Genomic DNA, 20,656 nt, shown 5'->3' on the forward strand with positions numbered 1-20,656 from the left:
CCCAATCGGCTTGGCGGACCCTCTTGACGGGAGCCCTTGGCATCATTCCATACTCGCAATTACAATCGATTGCAATGGCTGCTGCAATCGTTTGTTTATCGGGAGACTTGCCCAACCTCCTCGCACAAGCCACTGAGGTGTTTCTGTGACAGACCAAGCCGCCCCACCACGCCGTCCCGTACGGACCCTCGCGGACCTCGCGCAGCTGGCGGGAGTGTCGACCGGCACCGTTTCTCGGGCGCTGGCCGACAAGTCACTGGTGAACCCCGAAACCCGCCAGCGCATCCAGGCGCTCGCCGCCGAGCACGGCTTTCGTCCCAACCAGATGGCGCGCCGATTACGGACCCAGAAGACCGGCGTGATCGGTATCGTCGTACCGCTAGGCCATGAGCGGCGGCAGCATCTTTCCGATCCGTTTTTCATGACAATGCTGGGCCACCTCGCCGATGCGCTGACGGAGAACGGCTATGACGTGATGCTCTCGCGGATCATTCCCGACGCCGCGGATTGGCTGGAGCGTATTGTCGACTCGGGCATGCTCGATGGTGTCTTGCTGATCGGCCAGTCGGACCAGATGGCGGCGATCGAGCGGGTTGCACAGCGCTATCGCCCGCTCATCGCTTGGGGCACCAGCGCGCCGGGACAGATCCACTGCGCGGTCGGCACCGAAAACGTCGTGGGCGGGCGCCTCGCTGGCGAGCATCTGATCGCGCGCGGCGTGCGGCGGATCGCGTTTCTGGGCGAATTGCGCGCCCCGGAAATCCGCCAACGCTATGCTGGCATCTGCGCCGCCGCCGAGGCCGCGGGCATGCCGGCACCGCTGCAGCTGGATACCCATCTGGCGTCCGACATGATGGAACAGGAAATCGCCGGCCACATGGCGCGGCACCTGGATCGCATCGACGGCATCGCTGCGGGATCCGATGTTATCGCAATGACGACGCTGCGTGTTTTGGCCGATCAGGGGATGGCCGTGCCCGGCGACGTGCCCGTGGTAGGCTATGACGATCTGCCGCTGGCGCTGCAGACGGTGCCGCGCCTCACCACGGTCAAGCAGGATATTGCCGGCGGCGCAAAAGCAATGGTGGAAGCACTGTTCGCCCGGATCGAGGGGCAAGACAGCGCCTCGGTAGTGATGCAGCCCGAGCTGGTGGTCCGCGACTCGGCGTGATCAGCGTCGGATTGTCACCCGATCGCCAGCGAAGTCGAGGGTGAAGAACGGCGCCGGCACGCCGCCGAAGTGCCGCCGCCGCCCTTCGGCGCTCGCTAGCGTCACCGCACCGTTCGTATCGAGCCCCGGATAGTCCACGAAGCTCAGCACCTCGCCTTCGCCCGTTACCCACCAGCAATAAGCCTGGGTGGGCCGTTCGGCCGGATTGCCCGCAACCAGCCCGGTGCCGTTCACCGGTCGCCACGGACCCCGCATCGATTCCGCCACCATCGCATACAGCCCGGTGGGCGCGGCGATGTCCGCCGCAAACCGGCGCGCCTGCGTGCTCCAGAACAGATAGTACTTGCCGCCACGGTGCACGATGTGCGGGCGCTCCAGCTCGCTGTTGACGCCGATTGCCGACAGCAGCGGCGGTTGCAGCTGCCATGCCCCATCTCGCCGCTGCGCTATGCCGATCACCCCGCTCACCGGTGTCTCGGCCCAACCCGCATTGGCGGTGAACAGCACATAATCGGCGCCGTCAGCCGGGTCGCGGAAATACCCCGGGTCTCTGAAGCCCTTGATGCCATGCGGCGCCGCCACGGCTTCATCGGCCACGGCATAGACTGCACCGTCCGCTGCCACGATCTCCTCGGGCGCGCTCCACCCCTCTAGCCGCGGCGTTCCGCCGTCGACCAGAAAGCGGCCGCGCGACACGAAGAGCCGCTGCTCAAAGGTGATTGCCTGCCCATATCGGCCGGCAGCAGTGAAGTAGTGCGTCAGCGTTTTCCCATCCGCCTCCAGCACCGCCGAGCCGGACCATTCACGAGCACCGGGGGTGAAGCCGGGGGCAAAGACCGGGCCGTGCGCGCGCCAGCCATCAGCATCGTGGCTGGTCAGCCAGATCCGGGCGGCATCGTGTCGCCCCTCCGGGTCGTCCAGCCTGGGCGCGGCGAGAAAGAACCACCAGCTGCGCCCGCCGCGCCGCACGGTGCTGCCGTCCGGATGCGCAATCTGCCACATGTCCCACACGTCATGGTCGGGCACCAGCGGAGCGCCGCCCGGTGCCAGCACCGGCAGCGCCGCATCGCGCTGAGCGGGAATGCCGGCAACCGCTTCCCGGGTCCATGCGGCGCAGGGTTCGGGGGCTAGGGCGAGATGGTGCACGAGAAACCTCTTGTCTAACATAGCGGGGATTGGAGCAAGGTGCGCGGCTCAGGCCGGTCTGCGATCGCGGGCGCTCCATACCGCCAGGGCTGCCAGGAACATCAGCACGCCGCACAGGCTGAGGACATTGCGGGCATCCCCGCCCAGCAGCGAGCCATAGAAAATCGGCACCGTCACCGTGAACAACAGCATCGGGATCACGATCATCATGTTGAAAATGCCCATATAGACGCCGGTACGTTCGGGCGGGATGGATCCGGCGAGGATCACATAGGGATTGCCCATCATGCTGGCCCAGCCGAGCCCCAGACCAATCGCCGGCGCGAACAGCCAAGCCTTGGCGGTAACATGGGGCAGCCACAACATGCCAATGCCGGCGCAGACCAGGCACAAGGCATGCAGCCGCGCCGCGCCGATCCGCCGCGCAACCGGCACCATTGCAAACGCCGCAACGAACGCCACGGCATTGTAGAAGGCCGCGAGCTCACCATTGGTAAGCACCGCTTCGCGAAATCCCGACGAGGTGGAATCGCCGGTACCGTACACCGATCGCGCCACTGCGAGAATGACGTACGTCCAGTACGCCATCATCGCATACCATTGGAAAAGGCTCATCAGCGCCAGCTTGCGCATGGCGACCGGCATATGGAGAATGGCGTCCCCGATCTCGCGCAGCGTCGCCACAACCGACTTGGGCTGCGCGGCGATATGCGCGCGCTCGGCGGGCGTAAGCGGCAGTTCGGGCACGCGCAGCACCGACCACAGGATGGTGCCGAACGAAAGCGCCGCGCCGACCATGAATGCGACTCGCGCCGTGTAGGGAATGTTGTGCGAATCCACCCAGTCGCGGTTCATGCCCGCCCAGACCAGCAGCGATGGCGTGAGGAACGCCAGCATCTGCGCCAATCCGGTGAATGCGCTCTGCGTCAGGAACCCCAGCCCATGCTGTTTGGGATCGAGTCGATCCGACACATAGGCGCGATACGGCTCCATGGTGATGTTGTTGCCGGCATCGAGGATCCACAACATCGATACAGCCATTAAGATCGAACTGCTGAGCGGCATGAAGAACAGGCCGAGCGCACATAGCACGGCGCCGGTAAGGAAATAGGGCGTGCGGCGGCCCCAGCGGCTATCTGTACAGTCGCTCATCGCACCGATGATCGGCTGAACGAGCAGACCAGTCATCGGCCCAGCGAGCTGGAGCAGCGGCAGCGACGCCTCCGAAGCACCGAGATAGGAATAAATCGGCGCCATGTTGCCCTGCTGCAGCCCGAAGCTGAATTGCAGACCCAGAAATCCGAGGTTCATTTCCAGAATACGCCACAAGGGCAAATGCGGTTTTCCGCTTAGGTTCGTCATCGCCCTCTCCCGCCGGCCCTTCGCCTGGTCCTCCCGGCCACTATGGAACGATTCCCAGTTCCGGGCAACAATCGATTGCACAAGGAAGTTGGGGCAAACGAATGCGAGCGCTGCGGCCCTGTGGTGGTGCCGTTTTCGCAACGCTTGCCTATATCGCCCCCGCGCGGGCATAAGCCGCGCTCCGTTTCACACCCAAGAAGAAGGGTCTATCCCGTGTCCGAGATGTTCCGCATTACGCTGCCCGACGGTTCCGTCCGCGAGGTAGCCCCGGGGACTACCCCGGCGGACATCGCCGCGGCGATCGGGCCCGGCCTCGCCAAGGCGGCGCTCGCCGCGCGCGTCGATGGCGAGCTGCGCGACATCGGCCGTCCGTTCGAGGGCGACGCCCAGCTCGCCCTCGTCACCGCCAAGGACGAGGCCGACGCGCTCGATCTCGTGCGCCACGACTATGCGCATATCCTGGCGGAAGCGGTGCAGCACCTGTTCCCGGGCACGCAGATCACCTTCGGCCCGTCGACGGACGACGGCTTCTACTATGACTTCGCCCCCAAGGACCGCCCCTTCACCGAGGAGGACCTGCCGGCGATCGAGGAGGAGATGCGCCGCATCATCGCGCGCGACGAGCCGCTGATCCGCGAAGTCTGGTCGCGCGCCGACCTGATCGCGCGCTGGACGGCGCAGGGGGAAACCTTCAAGGCCGAATGGGCCAAGGAGCTCCCCGAGGGCGAAGAGCTGACCGTCTATCGCGCCGGCAAGGGCGAGGACGCCTGGCTCGACATGTGCCGCGGCCCCCACCTCGCCTCCACCGGCAAGGTCGCGGCGGATGCGTTCAAGCTGACCCGCGTGTCGGGCGCCTATTGGCGCGGCGACCAGAAGAACGCGATGCTCAGCCGCATCTACGGCACCGGCTGGCTGAACAAGAAGCAGCTCCAGGAGCATCTGACGCGCCTGGAAGAGGCCGCCAAGCGCGACCACCGCAAGCTCGGCGCCGAGATGGACCTGTTCCACCTCCAACAGGAAGCGCATGGCTCCGTGTTCTGGCACCCCAACGGCTATGTCATCTACCGCGTGCTCGAGGATTATATGCGCCGCGCGGTCAACGGCGCGGGCAGCAAGGAAGTGAAGACGCCGCAGGTGATGGACGCGCGCCAGTGGGAGCAGTCCGGCCACTGGGGCAAGTATCGCCAGAACATGTTCGTCATCCCCGACGAGACGCCGAACATCGAGGACGAAGGCCCGATGGTGTCGGACGACGTCCAGTGGATGGCACTCAAGCCGATGAACTGCCCGGCGCACGTGCTGATCTTCAAGCAGGGGATCAAGTCGTATCGCGACCTGCCGATGCGGCTGGTCGAGAATGGCTGCTGCCACCGCAACGAGCCGCACGGCGCGCTGCACGGGCTGATGCGCGTCCGCCAGTTCACCCAGGACGACGGCCACATCTTCTGCCGCGAGGACCAGATCGTCGACGAGGTGAAGGCGTTCTGCGCGCTGGCCGACCGCGTCTACAAGCATTTCGGCTTCAGCTATGCGATCAAGCTCGCGCTGCGCCCGGAGAAGCGCTTCGGCACCGAGGAAATGTGGGACCAGGCTGAGAACGAGCTGCGCGACGCGGTGGTCGCCGCCGGCCTCGCCACGCCCGAATATGGCTGGGAGGAACTGCCCGGCGAAGGCGCCTTCTACGCGCCCAAGCTGGAATGGCACCTCACCGACGCGATCGGCCGCACCTGGCAGGTCGGCACCATCCAGTCGGACCGGGTGCTGCCCGAGCGTCTCGATGCGAGTTACGTCGGCGAGGATGGCGAGCGCCACCGGCCGGTGATGCTCCACCGCGCGATCTTCGGCTCGTACGAGCGGTTCATCGGCATCCTGATCGAGCATTTCGCCGGCAAGCTGCCGACCTGGCTCGCGCCGGTGCAGGCGGTGGTAGCGACGATCGTGTCCGACGCCGACGACTATGCCCGTGAAGTTGTGGCGAAGCTCCAGGCGGCGGGCATCCGCGTCGAGAGCGACCTGCGCAACGAGAAGATCAACTACAAGGTGCGCGAGCACTCGCTGGCCAAGGTGCCCAACCTGCTGGTCGTCGGCAAGCGTGAGGCCGAGGAAAGCACCGTGGCGCTCCGCGTCCTCGGCAGCCAGGGCCAGACCATGCTGACTCTGGACGAAGCGATCGCGCGGCTCAAGGCCGAAGCGCTGGCGCCGGACCTCGCCTAACCCGCCGCAAAGTCCCCCTCCCAATCATGGGAGGGGGACGAAGGGCGCTTCAGAAGCGGTACTTCAGCCCCACCTGCAGGATCGGGTAAATCGGATAATCGTTCGCCTTGTCCTGCAATTCCTGCCGCTGCTTGGCCAGTTCGTTGCGATAGGTTGTCCCGGCGAGCGTCTGGTCGGTCGCAAGCGAACCGTTCGAGGTGAAGTCGCGGATGCGCACTGCTCCCTGGAACAGCGCGCCCGCCTCGATGTTGAAGCTCAGCCCCTTGCGCATGCTTCCGCCATAACCGAGCATCAGCTGCGGCGCGAATTCGCGCACCTCGGCGCGCCCCGTGATGGTGCCGATCTGCTGCGGAGTGAAGATCAGGCTGCCGATCCGCGTTGGTCCATTGGGCGTCGCCCGCACCCGGCCTTCATTGCCATTGTAGCGCACGCCGCCGGAAATCCGGAAACCGCCGCCGAACGGATAGAGATCCACGATCGCCCCCACGGACGACAGCTTGGCATGGCCGTTATACTCGATACCGCCCGAGGTGAAATCATGGTCCACGCCCAGAAAGCCGCCGTTGGCGCGCACGCCCACCGTCTCACTCGCCCGGTAGCCGATCTCCGGCCCCACCCCAAGCGTGCCGGCGGTAACGCCGATGCTCACCTTGCCTTCGCCTGATGCGCGTTCCTGCGCCGCCGCAGGCACAGACGCCGCCAGCAATGCAGCGCCCAGCGCCGCCGCAATCCCTACCAACTTCATTTTCCGTCCCCAAGTCGCTGGCATCGTCGGCGCCCCTGCGGCACCCTTGGCCATTATAGGCGCGGCCCTCGGGATATAACGGATTTTGCAGGCCTTTTTCTCCGCCAATGGATGAATGCCGTGTCGCCCGCTGCCGGCAAGAACAATTATGACGATGCCGCGAAATCGCCACGGCTGGACCTTCTCTCTGGCCGTGGAATTGTCTATATAGGCCGCTGATCAACTACAGGAGCAAGTCGTATACGTCCTCCCATGACCCGGCGCCCGATGGCGCCCGCTATGCCGCTCAACGGTCCGCGGTTTAACGAATTCATCCAGTCGCCCAAGGTTCGCGTCATTGACCAGGATGGCGAAAATCTCGGTGTGATGTACACGCGCGAGGCGATGGCGCAGGCTGCCGAGGTCGGGCTCGACCTTGTCGAAGTGTCGCCCAACGCCGATCCGCCCGTCGCCAAGTTCCTCGATGTGGGCAAGTTCAAGTACGAGGCGCAGAAGAAAGCGAATCTCGCACGCAAGACTCAAAAGACGCAGGAGATCAAAGAGATCAAGATGCGTCCCAACATCGACGACCACGATTACGACGTGAAGATGCGCAACATCCTCAAGTTCATCGGCGAAGGTGACAAGGTGAAGGTCACGCTGCGCTTCCGCGGTCGTGAGCTTTCCCATGGCCAGCTCGGCATGCAACTGCTCCAGCGCGTCCAGCAGGATGCCGCGGAAGTGGCTAAGGTCGAAAGCTATCCGCGCATGGAAGGCCGTCAGATGCTGATGGTGCTCTCGCCGAAGTGATGGTTGGGCGGCCGCTTCCGCTGTTGGCGGCGGCGGCCGTCGCCTGGGCTTTGCCGGGCTCCGCGCGCGCCCAGACCGCGGCGTCCCCGCCCAGCGCTGCCGCCGCCGACGAACCGATCGCGGTTCCCAGCAACGCCCGACTCGTCTGGGCCGATGAATTCGACTCGGGCACGATGCCCGATCCGAAGCGTTGGGCCTATGATACCGAACGGAACCGCCAAGGCTGGCACAACGAAGAGCTGCAATATTATGCAGCGAACCGCCCGGAAAATGCTCGCGTTGAGAACGGCCGACTGATCCTGGAGGCGCGACGCGAGCGTCTGTCGAGCCAGGCGGATTATGGCGGTCAGGACTATAGCTCCGCCCGCCTGTTCACGCGCGGGATCGCAAGCTGGACCTATGGTTTCGTCGAGGTCCGCGCCAAGCTCGCTTGCGGCAAAGGTATGTGGCCGGCAATCTGGATGCTCGGCACCGACCAGAACGCCCGCTGGCCGAAACTTGGCGAGATCGATGTGATGGAGTTTGTCGGCTGGGACCCGCAGACGGTGCATGGCACCATTCATACCGGCGCCTATAACCATCCGAAGCATACGCAGAAGGGCGCGACCACCAAGGTCGCCGACGCCTGCACTGCCTTCCACAGCTATCAGCTGGACTGGAACAAAGACCGCATTCTGATCGGCGTGGACGGCCATGCCTATATGCGGTTTAACAACGACCATAAGGGCGATGCCGCCACCTGGCCGTTCGACAAACCGCAATATCTGCTGCTCAACGTGGCAGTGGGCGGATGGGGTGGGATGCAGGGGGTCGATCCTGCCGCCTTCCCGTCGCGGATGGAGATCGACTATGTTCGCGTCTGGCAGGCGCCGGAGAAGAATAAGGGGCGGTAACCTGCCCGCCCCTGCCGCTCTTCAGTCCTCTGCCGCGATCCGCACGCGCAGGCCATCCAGCGCCTCGGTGAAAGGCACCTGGCACGAAAGGCGTGACGTCGCGTCTCGATCGGAGGCGCTGTCGAGCAGATCGTCTTCGTCCATGCTCATCTTGGGCAGTTTGTCCGCAAATTCCGGATCGACATGCACATGGCAGGTGGCGCAGCTGCAGCAGCCGCCACACAGTGCCAGCAGCTCGTCGAATCCGTTGTCTCGAATCACTTCCATCAGGCTCAGGCCGGCATCGCCGGTCACCGTTCGCTCGGTTCCATCACGCGTCACGACCGTAAGCTGGGGCATCTGCTTCTCCTTGGTTTGTGGTGTCCATGCCGACGAACCGGGGCCAATTCAAGGAGCCACTGCATGGGCCTGAGCGCTGAACAGCTGAAGGGGTCGATTGACGCATTGGCGGCCCTCGAGCCGGCCTTCGCGGAAGCACTCTTACGCGCCGGCTATCCCGAACCGCGGATCCGCGCGCCCGGTTACGCCACGCTGCTGCGCACGATCGTGGGGCAGCAGGTAAGCGTTGCCGCCGCCGCATCGATTTGGAGCAAGCTGGAGGCGGCACTGGGCACGGCGGAAGATCCTGCTGCCCTGGCGCTTGCCAGCGACGAGACCTTGCGCGGCGCCGGTCTCTCTCGCCAGAAGATCGGCTATGCCCGCAGCCTTGCCGAAGAGGTGACGAGCGGCACGTTGGACCTGGCCGCGTTGCCACAGGACGACGAGGAAGCGATCGCCGCCCTCACCCGCATCAAGGGCATCGGCCGTTGGTCGGCGGAGATCTATCTGTTGTTTGCCGAAGGACGGCCGGACATCTGGCCAGCAGGCGATCTGGCCGTGCAGATCGAGATCGGACGCATTCTCGGCCACCCCGAACGTCCCAGCGAGAAACAGACGCGCGCCTGGTCCGAAGCTTGGCGTCCCCATCGCGGCGCCGCAGCGATCTTCGCATGGCACCATTACGGCATGGCAAAGAGCGCGATCTGAACGCGCGAAAGTCGCTGCCCTGCAGGGAAGGATTAGGGGTTGGGCACGATGAACACATTGTGGCTGTGGGGCCAGTTCACCCTTAATCCCGCCCCTGAAGGAAAGGGGCTCAGGCAAGATGCCTAAGCGGAAGCGCCTTTGTCAGAAGTTGAAGATTAAAGATTGCAACGAAATACAAATCGCTTGAGCGGCGATTACACCCGTGCGACAATATTCCCGATATAGAGCAATGCACGGAGGGGATCATGCAAGCCGTTCGGGGCCTGGCGGTACTCACATTAATTTGCGGGCACCTATCCATCACCGCCGCGGAAGCGCGACCTCGGTCGGAGGAACCGACCCCTACCGAAAAGCTGTTGCTCCTCACGGAATTTACCGACTGCGTCACCGCGCAAAAGTCGCGTCAGCCTGCCATTCAGGCCTTTCTGCGCACGCTTCCCGATCGCCCCGAATTCTACGAGGCTAGAGCGTTTTCCGATCAATCTGGATCATATCCGCAGGAACTGAAGTAGTTGGCGCATTCGCTGGGCTGGAAGATGTCGACGAGCGCGCCGATGCGGTTCCACAGGCCGCTGACAGTGCGCTCGCCGGCTTTTCGCAGCATGGCCTTGAGGCGTGCAAAGGCCTTTTCGATCGGGTTGAAGTCAGGGCTGTAGGGCGGGAGGAAGCGCAGCGTTGCGCCTGCCGCCTCGATCCGATGCTGGACCGCCGGTCGCTTGTGGCTCGACAGATTGTCCATGATGACGATGTCGCCGGGGCGCAGTGTGGGCACAAGGACCTGCGCCACATAGGCTTCGAACCAGTCGCCGTTGATCGGGCCGTCGAGCACCATCGGCGCGACCATGCCGGTCATGCGCAGGCCGGCAACCAGCGTGGTGGTTTTGCGATGGCCATGCGGATATCCCATCCGCAGCCGCTCACCCCTGGCGCAGCGGCCATGGCTGCGGGTCATGTTGGTGGCGGTCCAGGTCTCGTCGATGAAGACCAGGTGTTCCGGTTCCAGATCGACCTGGCCGTCGAACCAGTCGCGGCGCTGTTTCAGGATGTCGGGCCGGTCTTGCTCGACAGCATGGCCAGTCTTTTTTTGCGCGTCATGCCTCGACGCGCGAAAAAGCGATGCAGCCCTGCGACGGAGACTGCCAGACCCTTCTTGGCTAAGGCTCGGCGAAGCTCTTCCAGCGAGATGTCCTTGCGGGCCTCCCACAGCGCGAGAATGTCAGCTGCCCGTTCCTCAACCCGACGCGAACGCATGTCTCCGCCTTGCGGCTTGGCGGCAACATTGCCCGTTTCCCGCCGCTGGGCGTGCCAGCGGATCGCGGTCGACGGCGCAACCCCAAACCGGGCGGCTGCAGCCCGACAGCTCAGCCCGCCGTCAATCACAGCCAGAAGACGAACCCGCAAATCCATCGACAAAGCATGACCCATCCATGCCGGACTCCTTCACCGGCATGCATTCTGAATCAGAAATCGCGTTCCTTGGGAATCCCTCACCGATTCAGTGCGGTCGAAATCCGCTCTAGCATGAAGGCGGCGGACCTCGCGTGCCTCAACCGCGCTGCCATGCGAACGCACAGCTCGTTCGAGATGCGGCTCAGGCCTGACAGCTTTCGCGACGCACTGTTCCCGTCGCTCTATCGCCGCGAATTCGGCAAGGCAGGACCGGTCGCAGGTCTCAAGGCGCTGCCGCCGCTCCGCCTTTCCGGCGAGTTTGATGGCGAGGTAGCCGAACTGCCGTCCGCGTTCGTCGCCGGCCGCCTGTTCGGCGATTGTGTCGCCCGCAACGGCAGCGCCGAAGCGCATGCCCTCTTGCTTTCCCGGCCTGCCAGTGCCGAGGAAAACGCTGCGATCGAACGGCTGAAACCCGCGTTCGCCGCCTGCATCAAGGAAAGGCAGACAGTGAGCCTGACCCCCATTGCGATCCGCGCGACTGTCGGCGAGGCGATGGTCAAGCTGTCCCGCGCGGCGAAGGACACGCATCGGTCGTAAGGCTCGAACGGGGAAGATTTAGGTTCCCCGCCGGACAGCGAGGCGATGCGCCCATCAACGCACCGCCCGGTCCTTAGCCCTCGGAGCTATCCGCGTCGGTGGCGGCAGCCGCATCGCCACCGCTCTGGAACCAAGCTTCCACTGGCCCGCTCAGCTTGACGGTGAGCGGATTGCCCTTCCGATCCATCTTCTTGCCGAGCGCCACGCGCACCCAGCCTTCGGAAATGCAATATTCCTCGACGTCGCGGCGCTCGACGCCCTTGAACTTGATGCCGACGCCGCGCTCCAGCAGCTCGCGGGCGAAATGGGGGCTGTTCGGATTGACCGACAGGCGATCGGGGGGCGTATCACTCATGGGCTGCGCTCATGCCGTCATTCCGCCGCGGGTTCAAGATAGCGGTGGATGGCGGAGACGACCACCGATCCCTCGCCCACGCCTGAGGCGACGCGCTTCACCGATCCGGCGCGTACATCGCCCACAGCGAACACGCCAGGGCTCGACGAACAGAAGAAGGTCTCCCCGCTCCCTGTGCGCACGAAGCCGCCGGGGTCGAGATCGACACAGCCTTCCAGCCAGCCGGTATTGGGCTCCGCGCCGATCATCACGAACAGCGCTCCCACAGCGCGCCGCTCGGCCTCGCCCGTGCGGCGGTCTGTCCATTCCAGGCCCCTCAGAGATCGCTCGCCCTCCAGCGCGGTGACTTCGGTGAAGGGGTGCAGCGTGATGCGATCTGACGCCTCAATGCGATCGATCAGGTAGCGCGACATGGTCGCGGCAAGGCCGGGGCCGCGCACCAGAATATGGACATGCTCGACATGGCTCGCCAGGAACACCGCGGCCTGGCCGGCCGAATTGCCGCCGCCGACCACCACCACTTCCGATCCGGCGCACAGGCCGGCTTCCATCGCGGTGGCAGCATAATAGATGCCATTGCCTTCCAGTGCGGCGTAGCGCGGCAGGTTCAGCTTGCGATAGCGGGCGCCCGTCGCCACCACCACCGCGCGCGCCTGCACCGTCGCGCCATCGTCAAGGTGGAGGCGCAGCGGCCGCTCCTCGCATTCGATCCGCACCACCGATCGCGAGACGAGTAGCCGCGCCCCGAACTTCTGCGCCTGCACCTGGGCGCGCCCGGCCAGCGCTTGGCCGGAAATACCTGTGGGAAAGCCCAGATAATTCTCTATCTTCGAACTGGTGCCCGCTTGTCCGCCGGGCGCGATCGCTTCGATGACGATCGTCTCGAGTCCCTCGGAAGCGGCATAGACCGCCGCCGCCAGTCCGGCGGGGCCCGCGCCTACCACTGCCACGTCGTGCACATGTGCGGGATCGAGCGCGGTCGCGAGCCCCAAGGCGTCAGCCAGCGCGGCGTTGGCCGGATTGCGCAGCACCTGGCCCTGCAGCACGACTACCGGCAGATCATCCTGTACGAGCGCGAAGCATTCGAGGAAACCTGCTGCGTCGGGGTCGCGATCGGTGTCGATGCGCCGGTGCGGGATGGCGTTGCGAGTGAGAAAGGTCTCTATCCGCCCCATGTCCGCCCCGTGCCCCGGCCCGGCCAGCGCCACGCCCGCCTCGCCGTGACGTAGCATTCCCACGCGGCGCAGTATGAAGGCGCGCATCACGATCTCGCCGATGTCCGGTTCGGCTGCCATCATCCGGCGAAAAGCGGCGCGGTCCACCCGCACCACCTGTGTGTTCGCCAGTGCGCGGCCGCTCACCAGCACCTTGCGATCGTTGAACAAGTCCAGCTCGCCGGTGAACTGGCCAGCGCCATGCGTGTGTACGGGGTGCTCGCGGCCCTCGGCATCGGTGTCGACGATCGCAATTCCACCGGCGAGGCACAGGAAGAAGTCGACGCTGCGGTCGCCGCGACGGAACAGCATCGCGCCGTCGTCCAGTGTCTCGGCGCGGCCGAATGCAGCGATCCGCGCCATCATCTCCGCGCTCAGAATCGGGAAGGTCTGGGCGGATCGCGCGTAGGGATCGGTCGGGTCGAGCGAATCATGAGCTGCCATGGCGCAATCCTACCGCGCCATAGGCGCGCACGAACCACCTATTCGGGGGATCGTGCGCGTCCGGTGCCTCAGTCGCAATAGCGGATTCTGACGGGACGGCCGATGTAAGGGTCCCATACCCGCCGTACGCTGCAATATTCGTAATAGCGGTACCGCGGATAATTGTCGCGATACCAATAGCCGTCGACCGGATAATAACCGCGTTCGCGGTAGAAGCGCCGATCATAATCGTAGCGGCGGTCGTTGGAGATCGCGGCGCCGATCGCCAGGCCTGCAATTCCGGCCACCAGCGCGGCACCGGCGACATCGCCGCCGCGATCACGATAATGGCGCCGCCAGCGCCAATCCTGCGCCTGGGCCGGCGCGATCGAAACCAGCAGGCTGGCACCGGTGGCAACGCCGAGAACCAGCTTCTTCGCCAGAGGGCTCATCGAATCTTCTCCTCACCTCCAGGCGCCGTGAGTCGTTCGGCGCCGACGGATCGTAGATGCTCCACCGCAGCTTAATCGGTTTGGAACCGGCTGTTCAGCCGCGGTTTAGCTGGCTAACGAGCGGCATGGCCTACTGGATCCTCCGCTCCGAACCCGATGCCTATTCGTGGGACGACCTGGTGCGCGACGGCACCACCGAATGGAACGGCGTGCGCAACTATACCGCCCGCAACTTCCTGAAGACGATGGTGCCCGGCGACCAGGCGCTGTTCTACCACTCCAACATTCAGAAGGCCGCGGTGGGGATCATGGAGATCACCCGCGCCTGGCAGCCGGACGGCGACGACGGCAAATGGGCCAGCGTAGCGGTCAAGGCCGTGCGCCCGCTCGCCACGCCCGTGCCGCTGCCCGACATCAAGGCCGAGCCGCGGCTTACAGCCCTCGAGATGGTCCGCCAGTCGCGCCTGTCGGTGACTCCGGTTCGCCCGGAGGAGTGGGCAGTGCTGCTGGAGATGGGCGGTCTGACGCCGGATCGCTGAGGTCGATCGGCACGCGGTTCGACTTGTCCGGCTTCTTGCGGAAGGCCCGGCCGATCCCCTTGCCGGCATCGCCGACCAGCTTGAAGAAATTTCGCGATTCGCCCGGCTCTTCGCAGCAGCTGTCGGGATCGAACAGCTTGCCGACCAGTCGCACGGCCGCTGTCGTGCCGCCGAACAGGTCGACGCCGACGGTACAGCCCTCCATGCGGGCGGCGCAGGGCTCGACGGTGGCGTTGAGCGCAGCGATGCCGGTTCTCTCCGGGTTGCTCGGCATCGGCCGGTCCGGCGGGCCGCGCTCGTCCGGCAACGGCAGCCGGGGCGCGTTCACCCCCTTGCCGCACACCACGATGCTATTGCTGCTGGTGCCGTCCTGGGCAGACGCGCAGGGATCGGCCAGCACCGACCAGCGCTGCGTGCCATCCGCCGCCCGTTGCGGGCTGTTGACGGTCGCAGCCGCAGTGGGCGCGCCCTCCTGTGGCAATAGGATCGTCAGTACCAGCGCCACCAGCAACATGCGCTTCTCCCGCGAGGAAACTGCACCGTTAGAGCATGTTCGGCACCGGCACGAAAGGGCCCGCTCAGGCGAAGAGCGCGCGCTCCTCTTCCTCCAGCACATCGGGGATCGGCAGCAGCGCGCCGCAACCGGCTTCACGCCCATGCGGCGGCGGCACCAGATTCCACGGCGTCATCACGGCCTCGCACCAGGCAGTGAAGAAGCCCGAGGACCAAGCGCTCACCACGTCTTCGGTCGCCCGGATCGCGCCGGCATCGGAAGGATTCATCGGTCCGTATGGAATCGTCATCGTCACCGCTCCCTGTCGTGTTGATGCGCCCGTTTCCCGAGTCTCTCGAGCATAGCAGAAAAGCGCCGTGCCCGCATCGCCTTACCTATGGTTCAGCCCGTACCCATGCCGGCGGCGAACGCGATGCGCAGCGCCTCGGACAGGCTCTTCGCGCCCAGCTTGGCCATCACATTCGCGCGGTGCACCTCCACCGTGCGCGCCGAAATGCCGAGGTCATAGGCGATCGTCTTGTTGGGATAGCCCTGGGCCAGCCCCTCCAGCACTTCGCGCTCGCGCACGGTCAGCGCGCCGAGCAGCGTTTCGGCATCGGCGGCGCGCGCCTTCACATCCTCCGCCGCCTCCAGCCGTTCGAAGCCACGGTTGATCGCGTCGATCAGCGATTTGCTGTCGATCGGCTTTTCCAGAAAGTCGACCGCCCCCGCCTTCATCGCCTTCACCGCGAGCGATACGTCGCCGTGCCCGGTCAGCACGATGACCGGCAGCGCGATTCCCCGCGCATGCAGTTCCTGCTGCACCTCCAGCCCGTCCATTTCGGGCATTCGCACGTCGAGCAGGATGCAGCCGGGCTCCACCTGTCGCGCTTCCTTCAGGAAGGCCACGCCCGAAGGCCAGGTCTGAACTGCAAAGCCGGAGGTCTTGAGCATGAAGCTGGCGGAACGGCGCACGCCGTCCTCATCGTCGACGATATGGACCAGTCGTTTCTCGGTCACGGCGCGTACCCTTCTTCTTCTACTTGGACCAGGGTGAAGTGGAAGCAGCTGCCGCCCCCGGTGCGCGGCTCCAGCCAGATGCGGCCGCCATTGGCCTCCACGATCGTTCGGCAGATCGAGAGGCCCAGCCCCATGCCGTCGGCCTTGGTACTGTGAAAGGCCCGGAACAGATCGTCGGCCACGGCAGGCGCCACGCCGGGTCCGGTATCCGCCACCGTCACCCGCACGAAGCCGGGCGACTCCACGCGGCTGGAAATGGTCAGTCGCCGCTCGGCCGAGTCGGCCATGGCTTCGATCGCGTTGCGCATCAGGTTGATCAGCACTTGCTGTATCTGGATGCGATCCACCAATACGCGCCCTGCCCCCGGATCGAACAGGAACTCGGCGATCACGCCGCGTTCGCGCGCGCCGATCAGCGCCAGCTTGCACGCCTCGTCCACCAGGTCCGGCACCGCCTCTACGCTTTTTTCCACCTCGCCGCGCGCGACGAACTCGCGCAGCCGCCGCACGATCGTGCCGGCCCTCAGGGCTTCCTGAGTGGTATCTTCCAGGGCCTCGCGGATCATCGGCAGATCTTCCGGATCGCCGCCGTCGATCAGGTTGGATACGCCACGTACATAATGCACAACCGCCGTGATCGGCTGGTTCAGCTCGTGCGCGAGGGTGGAAGCCATGGTACCCATAGCGCTCACCCGCGCTGCATGGATCAGGCCCGATCGCAGTTCCTCGATCCGCGCCTCGGCGCGCTGCTTGTCGGTCAGGTCGCGGATGAATCCGGTGAAGACGCGCTCACCCTCGGTGATCGCCTCGCCCACTGACAGCTCGATGGGAAAGGTCGATCCGTTGCTGCGGCGGGCGGTAACGGTGCGGCCGGTACCGATGATCCGCCGCTCGCCTGTTTCCATGTAGCGGCGGATATAGCCGTCATGTCGTGCGCCATCGCCGTGGGGCATTAACAGGCTGATATTGGCGCCGACCACCTCCGCTTCGCTGTAACCGAACATTCGCTCGGCGGCAGCGCTGAAGGATAGAATGTTGCCGCGCTCGTCAATGATCACCATCGCGTCGAGCACCGTCGCCAGTATCGAACGGAGATGGTTTGCCGACGCCGTCGCCTGGCGCTCGCTGGCGCGCTGTTCGGTGATGTCGCGCACTACCGTGCCGAAGCCACGCAGCCGCCCGTCCAGCCCTCGCAGCGGCGTGATCAGCACCTGCGCCAGAAATTCGCTGCCGTCCCGGCGCAGCCGCCAGTCCTCGTCCTCGAACTTTCCGTCGCGCATCGCCGCATCCAGATCGGCGCGCGGCTTGCCGGCGGCTATGGCGGAGGCCGGATAGAACTGCGCCATGTCGCGCCCCAGCACCTCTTCCTCGCGCCAGCCGGTCATCCGCAGCGCGCCTTCGTTCCAGAACGATACCCGTCCGAGGCCATCGACGGTGTAGATGGCATAGCCCACTGCCCCATCGATCAGCAGGTTCAACTCGGCCGCCAGTTCGTCGGCGCGATCGGCCCGGCGGCGGGCGTCGGCTTCTTCTGCGCGGAGGCGGCGACGCAGCGCCCGGCTGTACGATGCCAGCAACAGGATCGCCGCTGCCCAGGCGAGCAGTACGCCTACCAGTACATGGCGCTCGCCCTTCGAGACGAGCGGCGTCAGCGCCAGGCCGGAGACGAGCAGCAACAGCATCGCCAGCGCTTCGGGCAGGCGCAGCTTCAGCCGGTCCACCAGCGTCGGGCCCACCGTTGCGTCGAACTGCGGCAGCGGGAAGTTCATCGCGCCAACGCGCCGAGCAGTTCGAGCCGCCCGACCGGCTTTTTCACCACCCCGGCAAAGCCGGCGGCACGCGCCGCTTCGTCCAGCTCGGCATGGCTCTGCCCGGCGATCAGGATCGCCCGCCCTTTCCAGCCGCGCTCGATCAGGCGCCGCAGCAGATCGATGGCGTCGCCGTCTGACAATTGGCGGGCTATCAGCAGTGTGCGAATCTGCTCGAGCGTCGCCTCCGCCATCGCCGCTGCAGCCGAAGAAAAGGCGCGGACATCCATGCCGCAGCCCTGCAGCTGCAACTGCAGCGCGCGGCGCGACTCATCCTGCGAATCGACCAGCAACACACGTTCGCGGGGGGCACGACTCGGCATGGGTGCGCCCTCCTTCACGGCCACGCACAGACGCGCGCGGCAGGCGACGCGGAAAAAGGGGGAGGAAGGACACGGAAACGCATGGAGCCAAAATATGGATCGGCGGCTCCGGGCGGCATGCGGATTGGTACGTATTTAGGAAGGTTCAGCGCGCATAGCGCTCCTCGGCCCAGGGGTCCCCACGTAGGTGATAGCCATTCACTTCCCAGAAGCCCGGTCGGTCGCGCCCGACAACCTCGATGCGCGAGATCCACTTCGCGCTTTTCCAGAAATAGAGATGCGGCACCACCAACCGGGCCGGGCCGCCATGGTCGCGGTGGAGCGGCTTGCCCTCCCAACGATGCGCGATCAGCGCGTCGGGCGCGGCGAAATCGTCGAGCAGCAGGTTCGTGGTATAGCCGTCATAGCCGTGCAGCATCACCGCCGCCGCTTCCTCCCGCGGCTCGACCATTGCTAGCAGACGCCCCGTCGCCACGCCCGTCCAGCGATTGTCGTAGCGCGACCAGCTGGTCACGCAGTGAATGTCGCTCACCCGCTCGTCGGTGGCCAGTGCCTCGAACGCTGGCCAGTCGAGCGTCAGCGGACGGGCGACCATCCCGTCGATCACCAGCCGCCAGCGCTCCGGCCGCACATCGGGCTGGCGGCCGAGATCGAGTACCGGCCAGTTCTTCACCAGATGCTGTCCCGGCGGCAGCCGTTCCGCCTCCGGCCGCGCGGTACGGCCGGTGAGGAACTTGCCCTGTTCGGCCCAGGCGCGCTTGGACCGGGTAAGCTTGCTGTCATCGTCCTCGTCCATGGGCCTTCTCGCGTCAGGCCGGTTTCCGTTCACCGGCGATGGTGGGCAACAATTCGGATACGGTCGGATGAATATGGACTGCATGGGCAAGGTCGCTGGCCGTGCCGTCCTTAACCATCAGGTCGAGCACCCCGTGGATCGCCTCGTCGCCGCTGGTGCCGAGGATTGCACCACCCAGGATGCGGCCGGTATCGGCATCGGTCACCAGTTTCATGAAGCCCAGCGTCTCGTCCTTCTCCACCGCGCGGCCGACGCGCGTCATCGGCCGATGGCCAACCTGGATCGCATGTCCTGCCTTCTTCGCTTCCACCTCGCCCATGCCGACGCGGCCGAGCGGGGGATCAATGTAGAGCGCATAGGCAGGGATGCGATCGGTTACCTTGCGATCGGCGCCGTCCAGCAGGTTGTCGGCGACAATCTCGAAATCGTTATAGGCGGTATGGGTGAACGCGCCGCGCCCATTGCAATCGCCAAGCGCCCAGACGCCAGGCACGCTGGTGGACAGCCGGTCGTCGACCTTCACATATCCTCGCTCGTCGGTCTCCACGCCCGCCGCCGCCAGCCCAAGATCGTCGGTATTCGGTTGCCGACCGACGGCCAGCAACACATGACTGCCCAACACGTCGGGGCTGCCCTCCTGACAATCGACGCCTATCCGCACCTCCTCGCCTGCGCGCTCGAAGCGGATGCATTCGGCTTCGGTGCGCACCACGATCCCCTCGCGCTCCAGGATGTCGCGCACTGCATCGGAGATCTCGGGGTCTTCCCGGCCAATCAGCTTCGGCCCCTTCTCGACGATCGTCACCTCGGCGCCGAAGCGGCGAAACATCTGGCCGAACTCCAACCCGATATAGCTGCCGCCCACCACGACCAGATGGCGCGGCACCGCATCCAGCTTCAGGATCGTGCTGTTGGTGAGGAACGGGACGTCCGCCACGCCGGGCATGTCCGGCACCAACGCACGCCCGCCCACGTTCAGGAAGATGCGTTCGGCTTCCAGCAGATCGTCGCCCACGCGCACCCGCTGCGGCGATTCAAAGCGCGCGTGACCGAAGAACAACGTGCAGTTCGCCATGGTGTCGATCCAGCGTCGCAGCGAGGCGCGCGAATCCGCAGCGATCTGGTCTGCCCGCGCCCGCACCTTGGCAAAGTCGATGCCGATCTCGCCGTTGATCGTCACGCCGAAGTCCGCCGCGCGGCGGGCCATATGCGCGGCATAGGCGCTCGCGACCCAAGTCTTGGTGGGCTTGCACCCCGTGTTCACGCACGTGCCGCCCAGCAGTCGCCGCTCCACCAGCGCTACCGTCATGCCCGCTTCGCTCAGCCGCCCCGCAAGCGGCGTCCCTGCTTGACCCGCGCCCAGGATGATGGCGTCGAACCGCCGGGTCACAACGATGCCGCCAGAAACGCGGCGACGGCGATCGCCGCCAGATCCTCGATCAGTGCGGCGGGCAGATCGGCACCGAAGGCTCGGCACAGACCCATGCGCGCCGCATAGCCCCCGATCGTCCCAATGCCGGCACCCACCACGCCCACCGCCAGGCACAGCGGCAGCGATCCCGCCGCCAGCCCGATCGCCGCGCCGCACAGCGCACCCGAAACCAGCCGCGCGATAAAGCCTGGCGGCGACTTGCGGCTGGGCGTGCTCGGGCGCTTGTCGGCGATGAACTCGCCGATCGCCAGGACCAGGAAGATCCACGGCGTTCCCCACCAGCCGAGCCAGGCGAGCCAGCTGCCCTGCAGCGGCAACCAGCCCGCGGCGGCAGCGAAAGCAATGGCGGTCGGCGCGGTCATCGTGCGCAGCCCGGCGACACCGCCGAACAATAGCGCGAGGATCAGGGGCGGCATCGGCAGGTCTCCCATCTGCGCGCGGGAGCGAACGCCTTCCAGCATCCGCCCGA

General features: G+C 65.6%; 23 protein-coding genes. 7 read left to right on the forward strand and 16 right to left on the reverse strand.

Annotated features, from left to right (window positions below; translation table 11 throughout):
* Nucleotides 1-145 precede the first annotated feature (145 nt).
* Nucleotides 146-1,171, forward strand: coding sequence for a LacI family DNA-binding transcriptional regulator (locus ACNFJ7_RS10160; protein WP_026009296.1), 1,026 nt, complete (start codon nucleotides 146-148; stop codon nucleotides 1,169-1,171).
* Here the strand turns inward: ACNFJ7_RS10160 and ACNFJ7_RS10165 are convergent, their stop codons facing one another.
* Together ACNFJ7_RS10165 and ACNFJ7_RS10170 are read right to left on the reverse strand one after the other, a co-directional pair.
* The gene (locus ACNFJ7_RS10165; RefSeq protein WP_050990193.1) at nucleotides 1,172-2,338 is read right to left on the reverse strand and encodes a glycoside hydrolase family 68 protein; all 1,167 of its coding nucleotides are present in this window, start codon (nucleotides 2,336-2,338) and stop codon (nucleotides 1,172-1,174) included. It lies immediately after the preceding gene.
* Between the two features lie 27 nt (nucleotides 2,339-2,365).
* Complete coding sequence (locus ACNFJ7_RS10170; RefSeq protein WP_019370487.1) at nucleotides 2,366-3,628, reverse strand: MFS transporter; 1,263 nt, start codon at nucleotides 3,626-3,628, stop codon at nucleotides 2,366-2,368.
* 273 nt (nucleotides 3,629-3,901) lie between these two features.
* Between ACNFJ7_RS10170 and thrS the strand changes: the two genes are divergently transcribed.
* On the forward strand, nucleotides 3,902-5,893 hold the full coding sequence (gene thrS, locus ACNFJ7_RS10175) for a threonine--tRNA ligase (protein ID WP_019370488.1): 1,992 nt from the start codon (nucleotides 3,902-3,904) through the stop codon (nucleotides 5,891-5,893).
* Nucleotides 5,894-5,942: 49 nt separating this feature from the next.
* On the opposite strand, the gene ACNFJ7_RS10180 is transcribed toward thrS, so the two are convergent.
* A complete protein-coding gene (locus ACNFJ7_RS10180; RefSeq protein WP_019370489.1) occupies nucleotides 5,943-6,638 on the reverse strand; it encodes a hypothetical protein in 696 nt (231 codons plus the stop codon).
* Nucleotides 6,639-6,890: 252 nt separating this feature from the next.
* Between ACNFJ7_RS10180 and infC the strand changes: the two genes are divergently transcribed.
* Both infC and ACNFJ7_RS10190 read left to right on the forward strand, forming a co-directional pair.
* Nucleotides 6,891-7,427, forward strand: coding sequence for a translation initiation factor IF-3 (gene infC / locus ACNFJ7_RS10185; protein ID WP_037513896.1), 537 nt, complete (start codon nucleotides 6,891-6,893; stop codon nucleotides 7,425-7,427).
* A 50-nt stretch (nucleotides 7,428-7,477) separates the two neighbouring features.
* Nucleotides 7,478-8,320: a glycoside hydrolase family 16 protein gene (locus ACNFJ7_RS10190; RefSeq protein ID WP_419724216.1), complete on the forward strand. Its 843-nt coding sequence runs from the start codon at nucleotides 7,478-7,480 to the stop codon at nucleotides 8,318-8,320.
* Nucleotides 8,321-8,341: 21 nt separating this feature from the next.
* Here the strand turns inward: ACNFJ7_RS10190 and ACNFJ7_RS10195 are convergent, their stop codons facing one another.
* Nucleotides 8,342-8,659, reverse strand: a complete 318-nt coding sequence (locus tag ACNFJ7_RS10195; protein ID WP_019370493.1) for a 2Fe-2S iron-sulfur cluster-binding protein — start codon at nucleotides 8,657-8,659, stop codon at nucleotides 8,342-8,344.
* A 63-nt stretch (nucleotides 8,660-8,722) separates the two neighbouring features.
* Here ACNFJ7_RS10195 and ACNFJ7_RS10200 point away from each other — a divergent pair, with 63 nt between their 5' ends.
* A complete protein-coding gene (locus ACNFJ7_RS10200; RefSeq protein ID WP_019370494.1) occupies nucleotides 8,723-9,346 on the forward strand; it encodes a DNA-3-methyladenine glycosylase family protein in 624 nt (207 codons plus the stop codon).
* A 478-nt stretch (nucleotides 9,347-9,824) separates the two neighbouring features.
* Here ACNFJ7_RS10200 and ACNFJ7_RS10205 read toward each other — a convergent pair.
* Nucleotides 9,825-10,771 (reverse strand): IS630 family transposase gene (locus ACNFJ7_RS10205; RefSeq protein WP_152997892.1). Its coding sequence is split into 2 segments (ribosomal slippage): nucleotides 9,825-10,435 and nucleotides 10,435-10,771, totalling 948 coding nucleotides; the frame shifts between segments, so codons are not numbered across the junction.
* A 135-nt stretch (nucleotides 10,772-10,906) separates the two neighbouring features.
* Here ACNFJ7_RS10205 and ACNFJ7_RS10210 point away from each other — a divergent pair.
* Nucleotides 10,907-11,332, forward strand: coding sequence for a hypothetical protein (locus tag ACNFJ7_RS10210; RefSeq protein ID WP_152997751.1), 426 nt, complete (start codon nucleotides 10,907-10,909; stop codon nucleotides 11,330-11,332).
* 73 nt (nucleotides 11,333-11,405) lie between these two features.
* Here ACNFJ7_RS10210 and ACNFJ7_RS10215 read toward each other — a convergent pair whose 3' ends face one another.
* The 3 genes from ACNFJ7_RS10215 to ACNFJ7_RS10225 form a co-directional block, all read right to left on the reverse strand.
* Nucleotides 11,406-11,687 carry a DUF3297 family protein gene (locus ACNFJ7_RS10215; RefSeq protein ID WP_019368188.1) on the reverse strand — a complete coding sequence of 94 codons (282 nt, stop codon included), beginning with the start codon at nucleotides 11,685-11,687 and terminating at the stop codon, nucleotides 11,406-11,408.
* Between the two features lie 17 nt (nucleotides 11,688-11,704).
* Nucleotides 11,705-13,345, reverse strand: a complete 1,641-nt coding sequence (locus ACNFJ7_RS10220; protein ID WP_019368187.1) for an FAD-dependent oxidoreductase — start codon at nucleotides 13,343-13,345, stop codon at nucleotides 11,705-11,707.
* Between the two features lie 68 nt (nucleotides 13,346-13,413).
* Nucleotides 13,414-13,776, reverse strand: a complete 363-nt coding sequence (locus ACNFJ7_RS10225; protein ID WP_019368186.1) for a hypothetical protein — start codon at nucleotides 13,774-13,776, stop codon at nucleotides 13,414-13,416.
* 125 nt (nucleotides 13,777-13,901) lie between these two features.
* Here ACNFJ7_RS10225 and ACNFJ7_RS10230 point away from each other — a divergent pair, with 125 nt between their 5' ends.
* Complete coding sequence (locus ACNFJ7_RS10230; protein ID WP_019368185.1) at nucleotides 13,902-14,315, forward strand: EVE domain-containing protein; 414 nt, start codon at nucleotides 13,902-13,904, stop codon at nucleotides 14,313-14,315.
* Here ACNFJ7_RS10230 and ACNFJ7_RS10235 read toward each other — a convergent pair.
* From ACNFJ7_RS10235 to ACNFJ7_RS10270, 8 genes are all read right to left on the reverse strand, one after another.
* On the reverse strand, nucleotides 14,209-14,829 hold the full coding sequence (locus tag ACNFJ7_RS10235) for a hypothetical protein (protein WP_026008891.1): 621 nt from the start codon (nucleotides 14,827-14,829) through the stop codon (nucleotides 14,209-14,211). The two genes, ACNFJ7_RS10230 and ACNFJ7_RS10235, sit on opposite strands and share 107 nt — an antisense overlap.
* Before the next feature lie 64 nt (nucleotides 14,830-14,893).
* Nucleotides 14,894-15,118, reverse strand: a complete 225-nt coding sequence (locus tag ACNFJ7_RS10240) for a hypothetical protein (protein ID WP_152997750.1) — start codon at nucleotides 15,116-15,118, stop codon at nucleotides 14,894-14,896.
* Between the two features lie 92 nt (nucleotides 15,119-15,210).
* Nucleotides 15,211-15,828 carry a response regulator transcription factor gene (locus ACNFJ7_RS10245; protein ID WP_019368183.1) on the reverse strand — a complete coding sequence of 206 codons (618 nt, stop codon included), beginning with the start codon at nucleotides 15,826-15,828 and terminating at the stop codon, nucleotides 15,211-15,213.
* Nucleotides 15,825-17,597, reverse strand: coding sequence for a PAS domain-containing sensor histidine kinase (locus tag ACNFJ7_RS10250; protein WP_019368182.1), 1,773 nt, complete (start codon nucleotides 17,595-17,597; stop codon nucleotides 15,825-15,827). Before ACNFJ7_RS10250 ends, ACNFJ7_RS10245 begins: the two co-directional genes overlap by 4 nt.
* Nucleotides 17,594-17,959 (reverse strand): response regulator, encoded by a 366-nt coding sequence (locus ACNFJ7_RS10255; protein ID WP_037512931.1) that lies wholly within the window; start codon nucleotides 17,957-17,959, stop codon nucleotides 17,594-17,596. The genes ACNFJ7_RS10250 and ACNFJ7_RS10255 overlap by 4 nt, the downstream gene beginning before the upstream one ends.
* A gap of 145 nt (nucleotides 17,960-18,104) precedes the next feature.
* Entirely contained in the window at nucleotides 18,105-18,755 is a 651-nt protein-coding gene (locus ACNFJ7_RS10260; protein ID WP_019368180.1) for a sulfite oxidase-like oxidoreductase, read from the reverse strand.
* Between the two features lie 13 nt (nucleotides 18,756-18,768).
* Nucleotides 18,769-20,145, reverse strand: a complete 1,377-nt coding sequence (locus ACNFJ7_RS10265) for an FAD-containing oxidoreductase (protein ID WP_019368179.1) — start codon at nucleotides 20,143-20,145, stop codon at nucleotides 18,769-18,771.
* On the reverse strand, nucleotides 20,142-20,603 hold the full coding sequence (locus ACNFJ7_RS10270; protein ID WP_026008890.1) for a membrane protein: 462 nt from the start codon (nucleotides 20,601-20,603) through the stop codon (nucleotides 20,142-20,144). Before ACNFJ7_RS10270 ends, ACNFJ7_RS10265 begins: the two co-directional genes overlap by 4 nt.
* Nucleotides 20,604-20,656: the final 53 nt, after the last annotated feature.

Origin of the sequence: Sphingomonas sp. HT-1 (assembly GCF_048568905.1) — a bacterium.
In the GTDB taxonomy this organism is placed as follows: Bacteria; Pseudomonadota; Alphaproteobacteria; order Sphingomonadales; family Sphingomonadaceae; genus Sphingomonas.

What these genes read in the sequence shown, in the direction of transcription:
- ACNFJ7_RS10165 (WP_050990193.1), bottom strand. Translation starts at nt 2,338, where the DNA reads ATGTTAGACAAGAGGTTTCTCGTGCACCATCTCGCCCTAGCCCCCGAA.
- ACNFJ7_RS10170 (WP_019370487.1), bottom strand. Translation starts at nt 3,628, where the DNA reads ATGAACCTCGGATTTCTGGGTCTGCAATTCAGCTTCGGGCTGCAGCAG.
- thrS (WP_019370488.1), top strand. Translation starts at nt 3,902, where the DNA reads ATGTTCCGCATTACGCTGCCCGACGGTTCCGTCCGCGAGGTAGCCCCG.
- ACNFJ7_RS10180 (WP_019370489.1), bottom strand. Translation starts at nt 6,638, where the DNA reads ATGAAGTTGGTAGGGATTGCGGCGGCGCTGGGCGCTGCATTGCTGGCG.
- infC (WP_037513896.1), top strand. Translation starts at nt 6,891, where the DNA reads ATGACCCGGCGCCCGATGGCGCCCGCTATGCCGCTCAACGGTCCGCGG.
- ACNFJ7_RS10195 (WP_019370493.1), bottom strand. Translation starts at nt 8,659, where the DNA reads ATGCCCCAGCTTACGGTCGTGACGCGTGATGGAACCGAGCGAACGGTG.
- ACNFJ7_RS10200 (WP_019370494.1), top strand. Translation starts at nt 8,723, where the DNA reads ATGGGCCTGAGCGCTGAACAGCTGAAGGGGTCGATTGACGCATTGGCG.
- ACNFJ7_RS10210 (WP_152997751.1), top strand. Translation starts at nt 10,907, where the DNA reads ATGCGAACGCACAGCTCGTTCGAGATGCGGCTCAGGCCTGACAGCTTT.
- ACNFJ7_RS10215 (WP_019368188.1), bottom strand. Translation starts at nt 11,687, where the DNA reads ATGAGTGATACGCCCCCCGATCGCCTGTCGGTCAATCCGAACAGCCCC.
- ACNFJ7_RS10220 (WP_019368187.1), bottom strand. Translation starts at nt 13,345, where the DNA reads ATGGCAGCTCATGATTCGCTCGACCCGACCGATCCCTACGCGCGATCC.
- ACNFJ7_RS10225 (WP_019368186.1), bottom strand. Translation starts at nt 13,776, where the DNA reads ATGAGCCCTCTGGCGAAGAAGCTGGTTCTCGGCGTTGCCACCGGTGCC.
- ACNFJ7_RS10230 (WP_019368185.1), top strand. Translation starts at nt 13,902, where the DNA reads ATGGCCTACTGGATCCTCCGCTCCGAACCCGATGCCTATTCGTGGGAC.
- ACNFJ7_RS10235 (WP_026008891.1), bottom strand. Translation starts at nt 14,829, where the DNA reads ATGTTGCTGGTGGCGCTGGTACTGACGATCCTATTGCCACAGGAGGGC.
- ACNFJ7_RS10240 (WP_152997750.1), bottom strand. Translation starts at nt 15,118, where the DNA reads ATGACGATTCCATACGGACCGATGAATCCTTCCGATGCCGGCGCGATC.
- ACNFJ7_RS10250 (WP_019368182.1), bottom strand. Translation starts at nt 17,597, where the DNA reads ATGAACTTCCCGCTGCCGCAGTTCGACGCAACGGTGGGCCCGACGCTG.
- ACNFJ7_RS10255 (WP_037512931.1), bottom strand. Translation starts at nt 17,959, where the DNA reads ATGCCGAGTCGTGCCCCCCGCGAACGTGTGTTGCTGGTCGATTCGCAG.
- ACNFJ7_RS10260 (WP_019368180.1), bottom strand. Translation starts at nt 18,755, where the DNA reads ATGGACGAGGACGATGACAGCAAGCTTACCCGGTCCAAGCGCGCCTGG.
- ACNFJ7_RS10270 (WP_026008890.1), bottom strand. Translation starts at nt 20,603, where the DNA reads ATGCCGCCCCTGATCCTCGCGCTATTGTTCGGCGGTGTCGCCGGGCTG.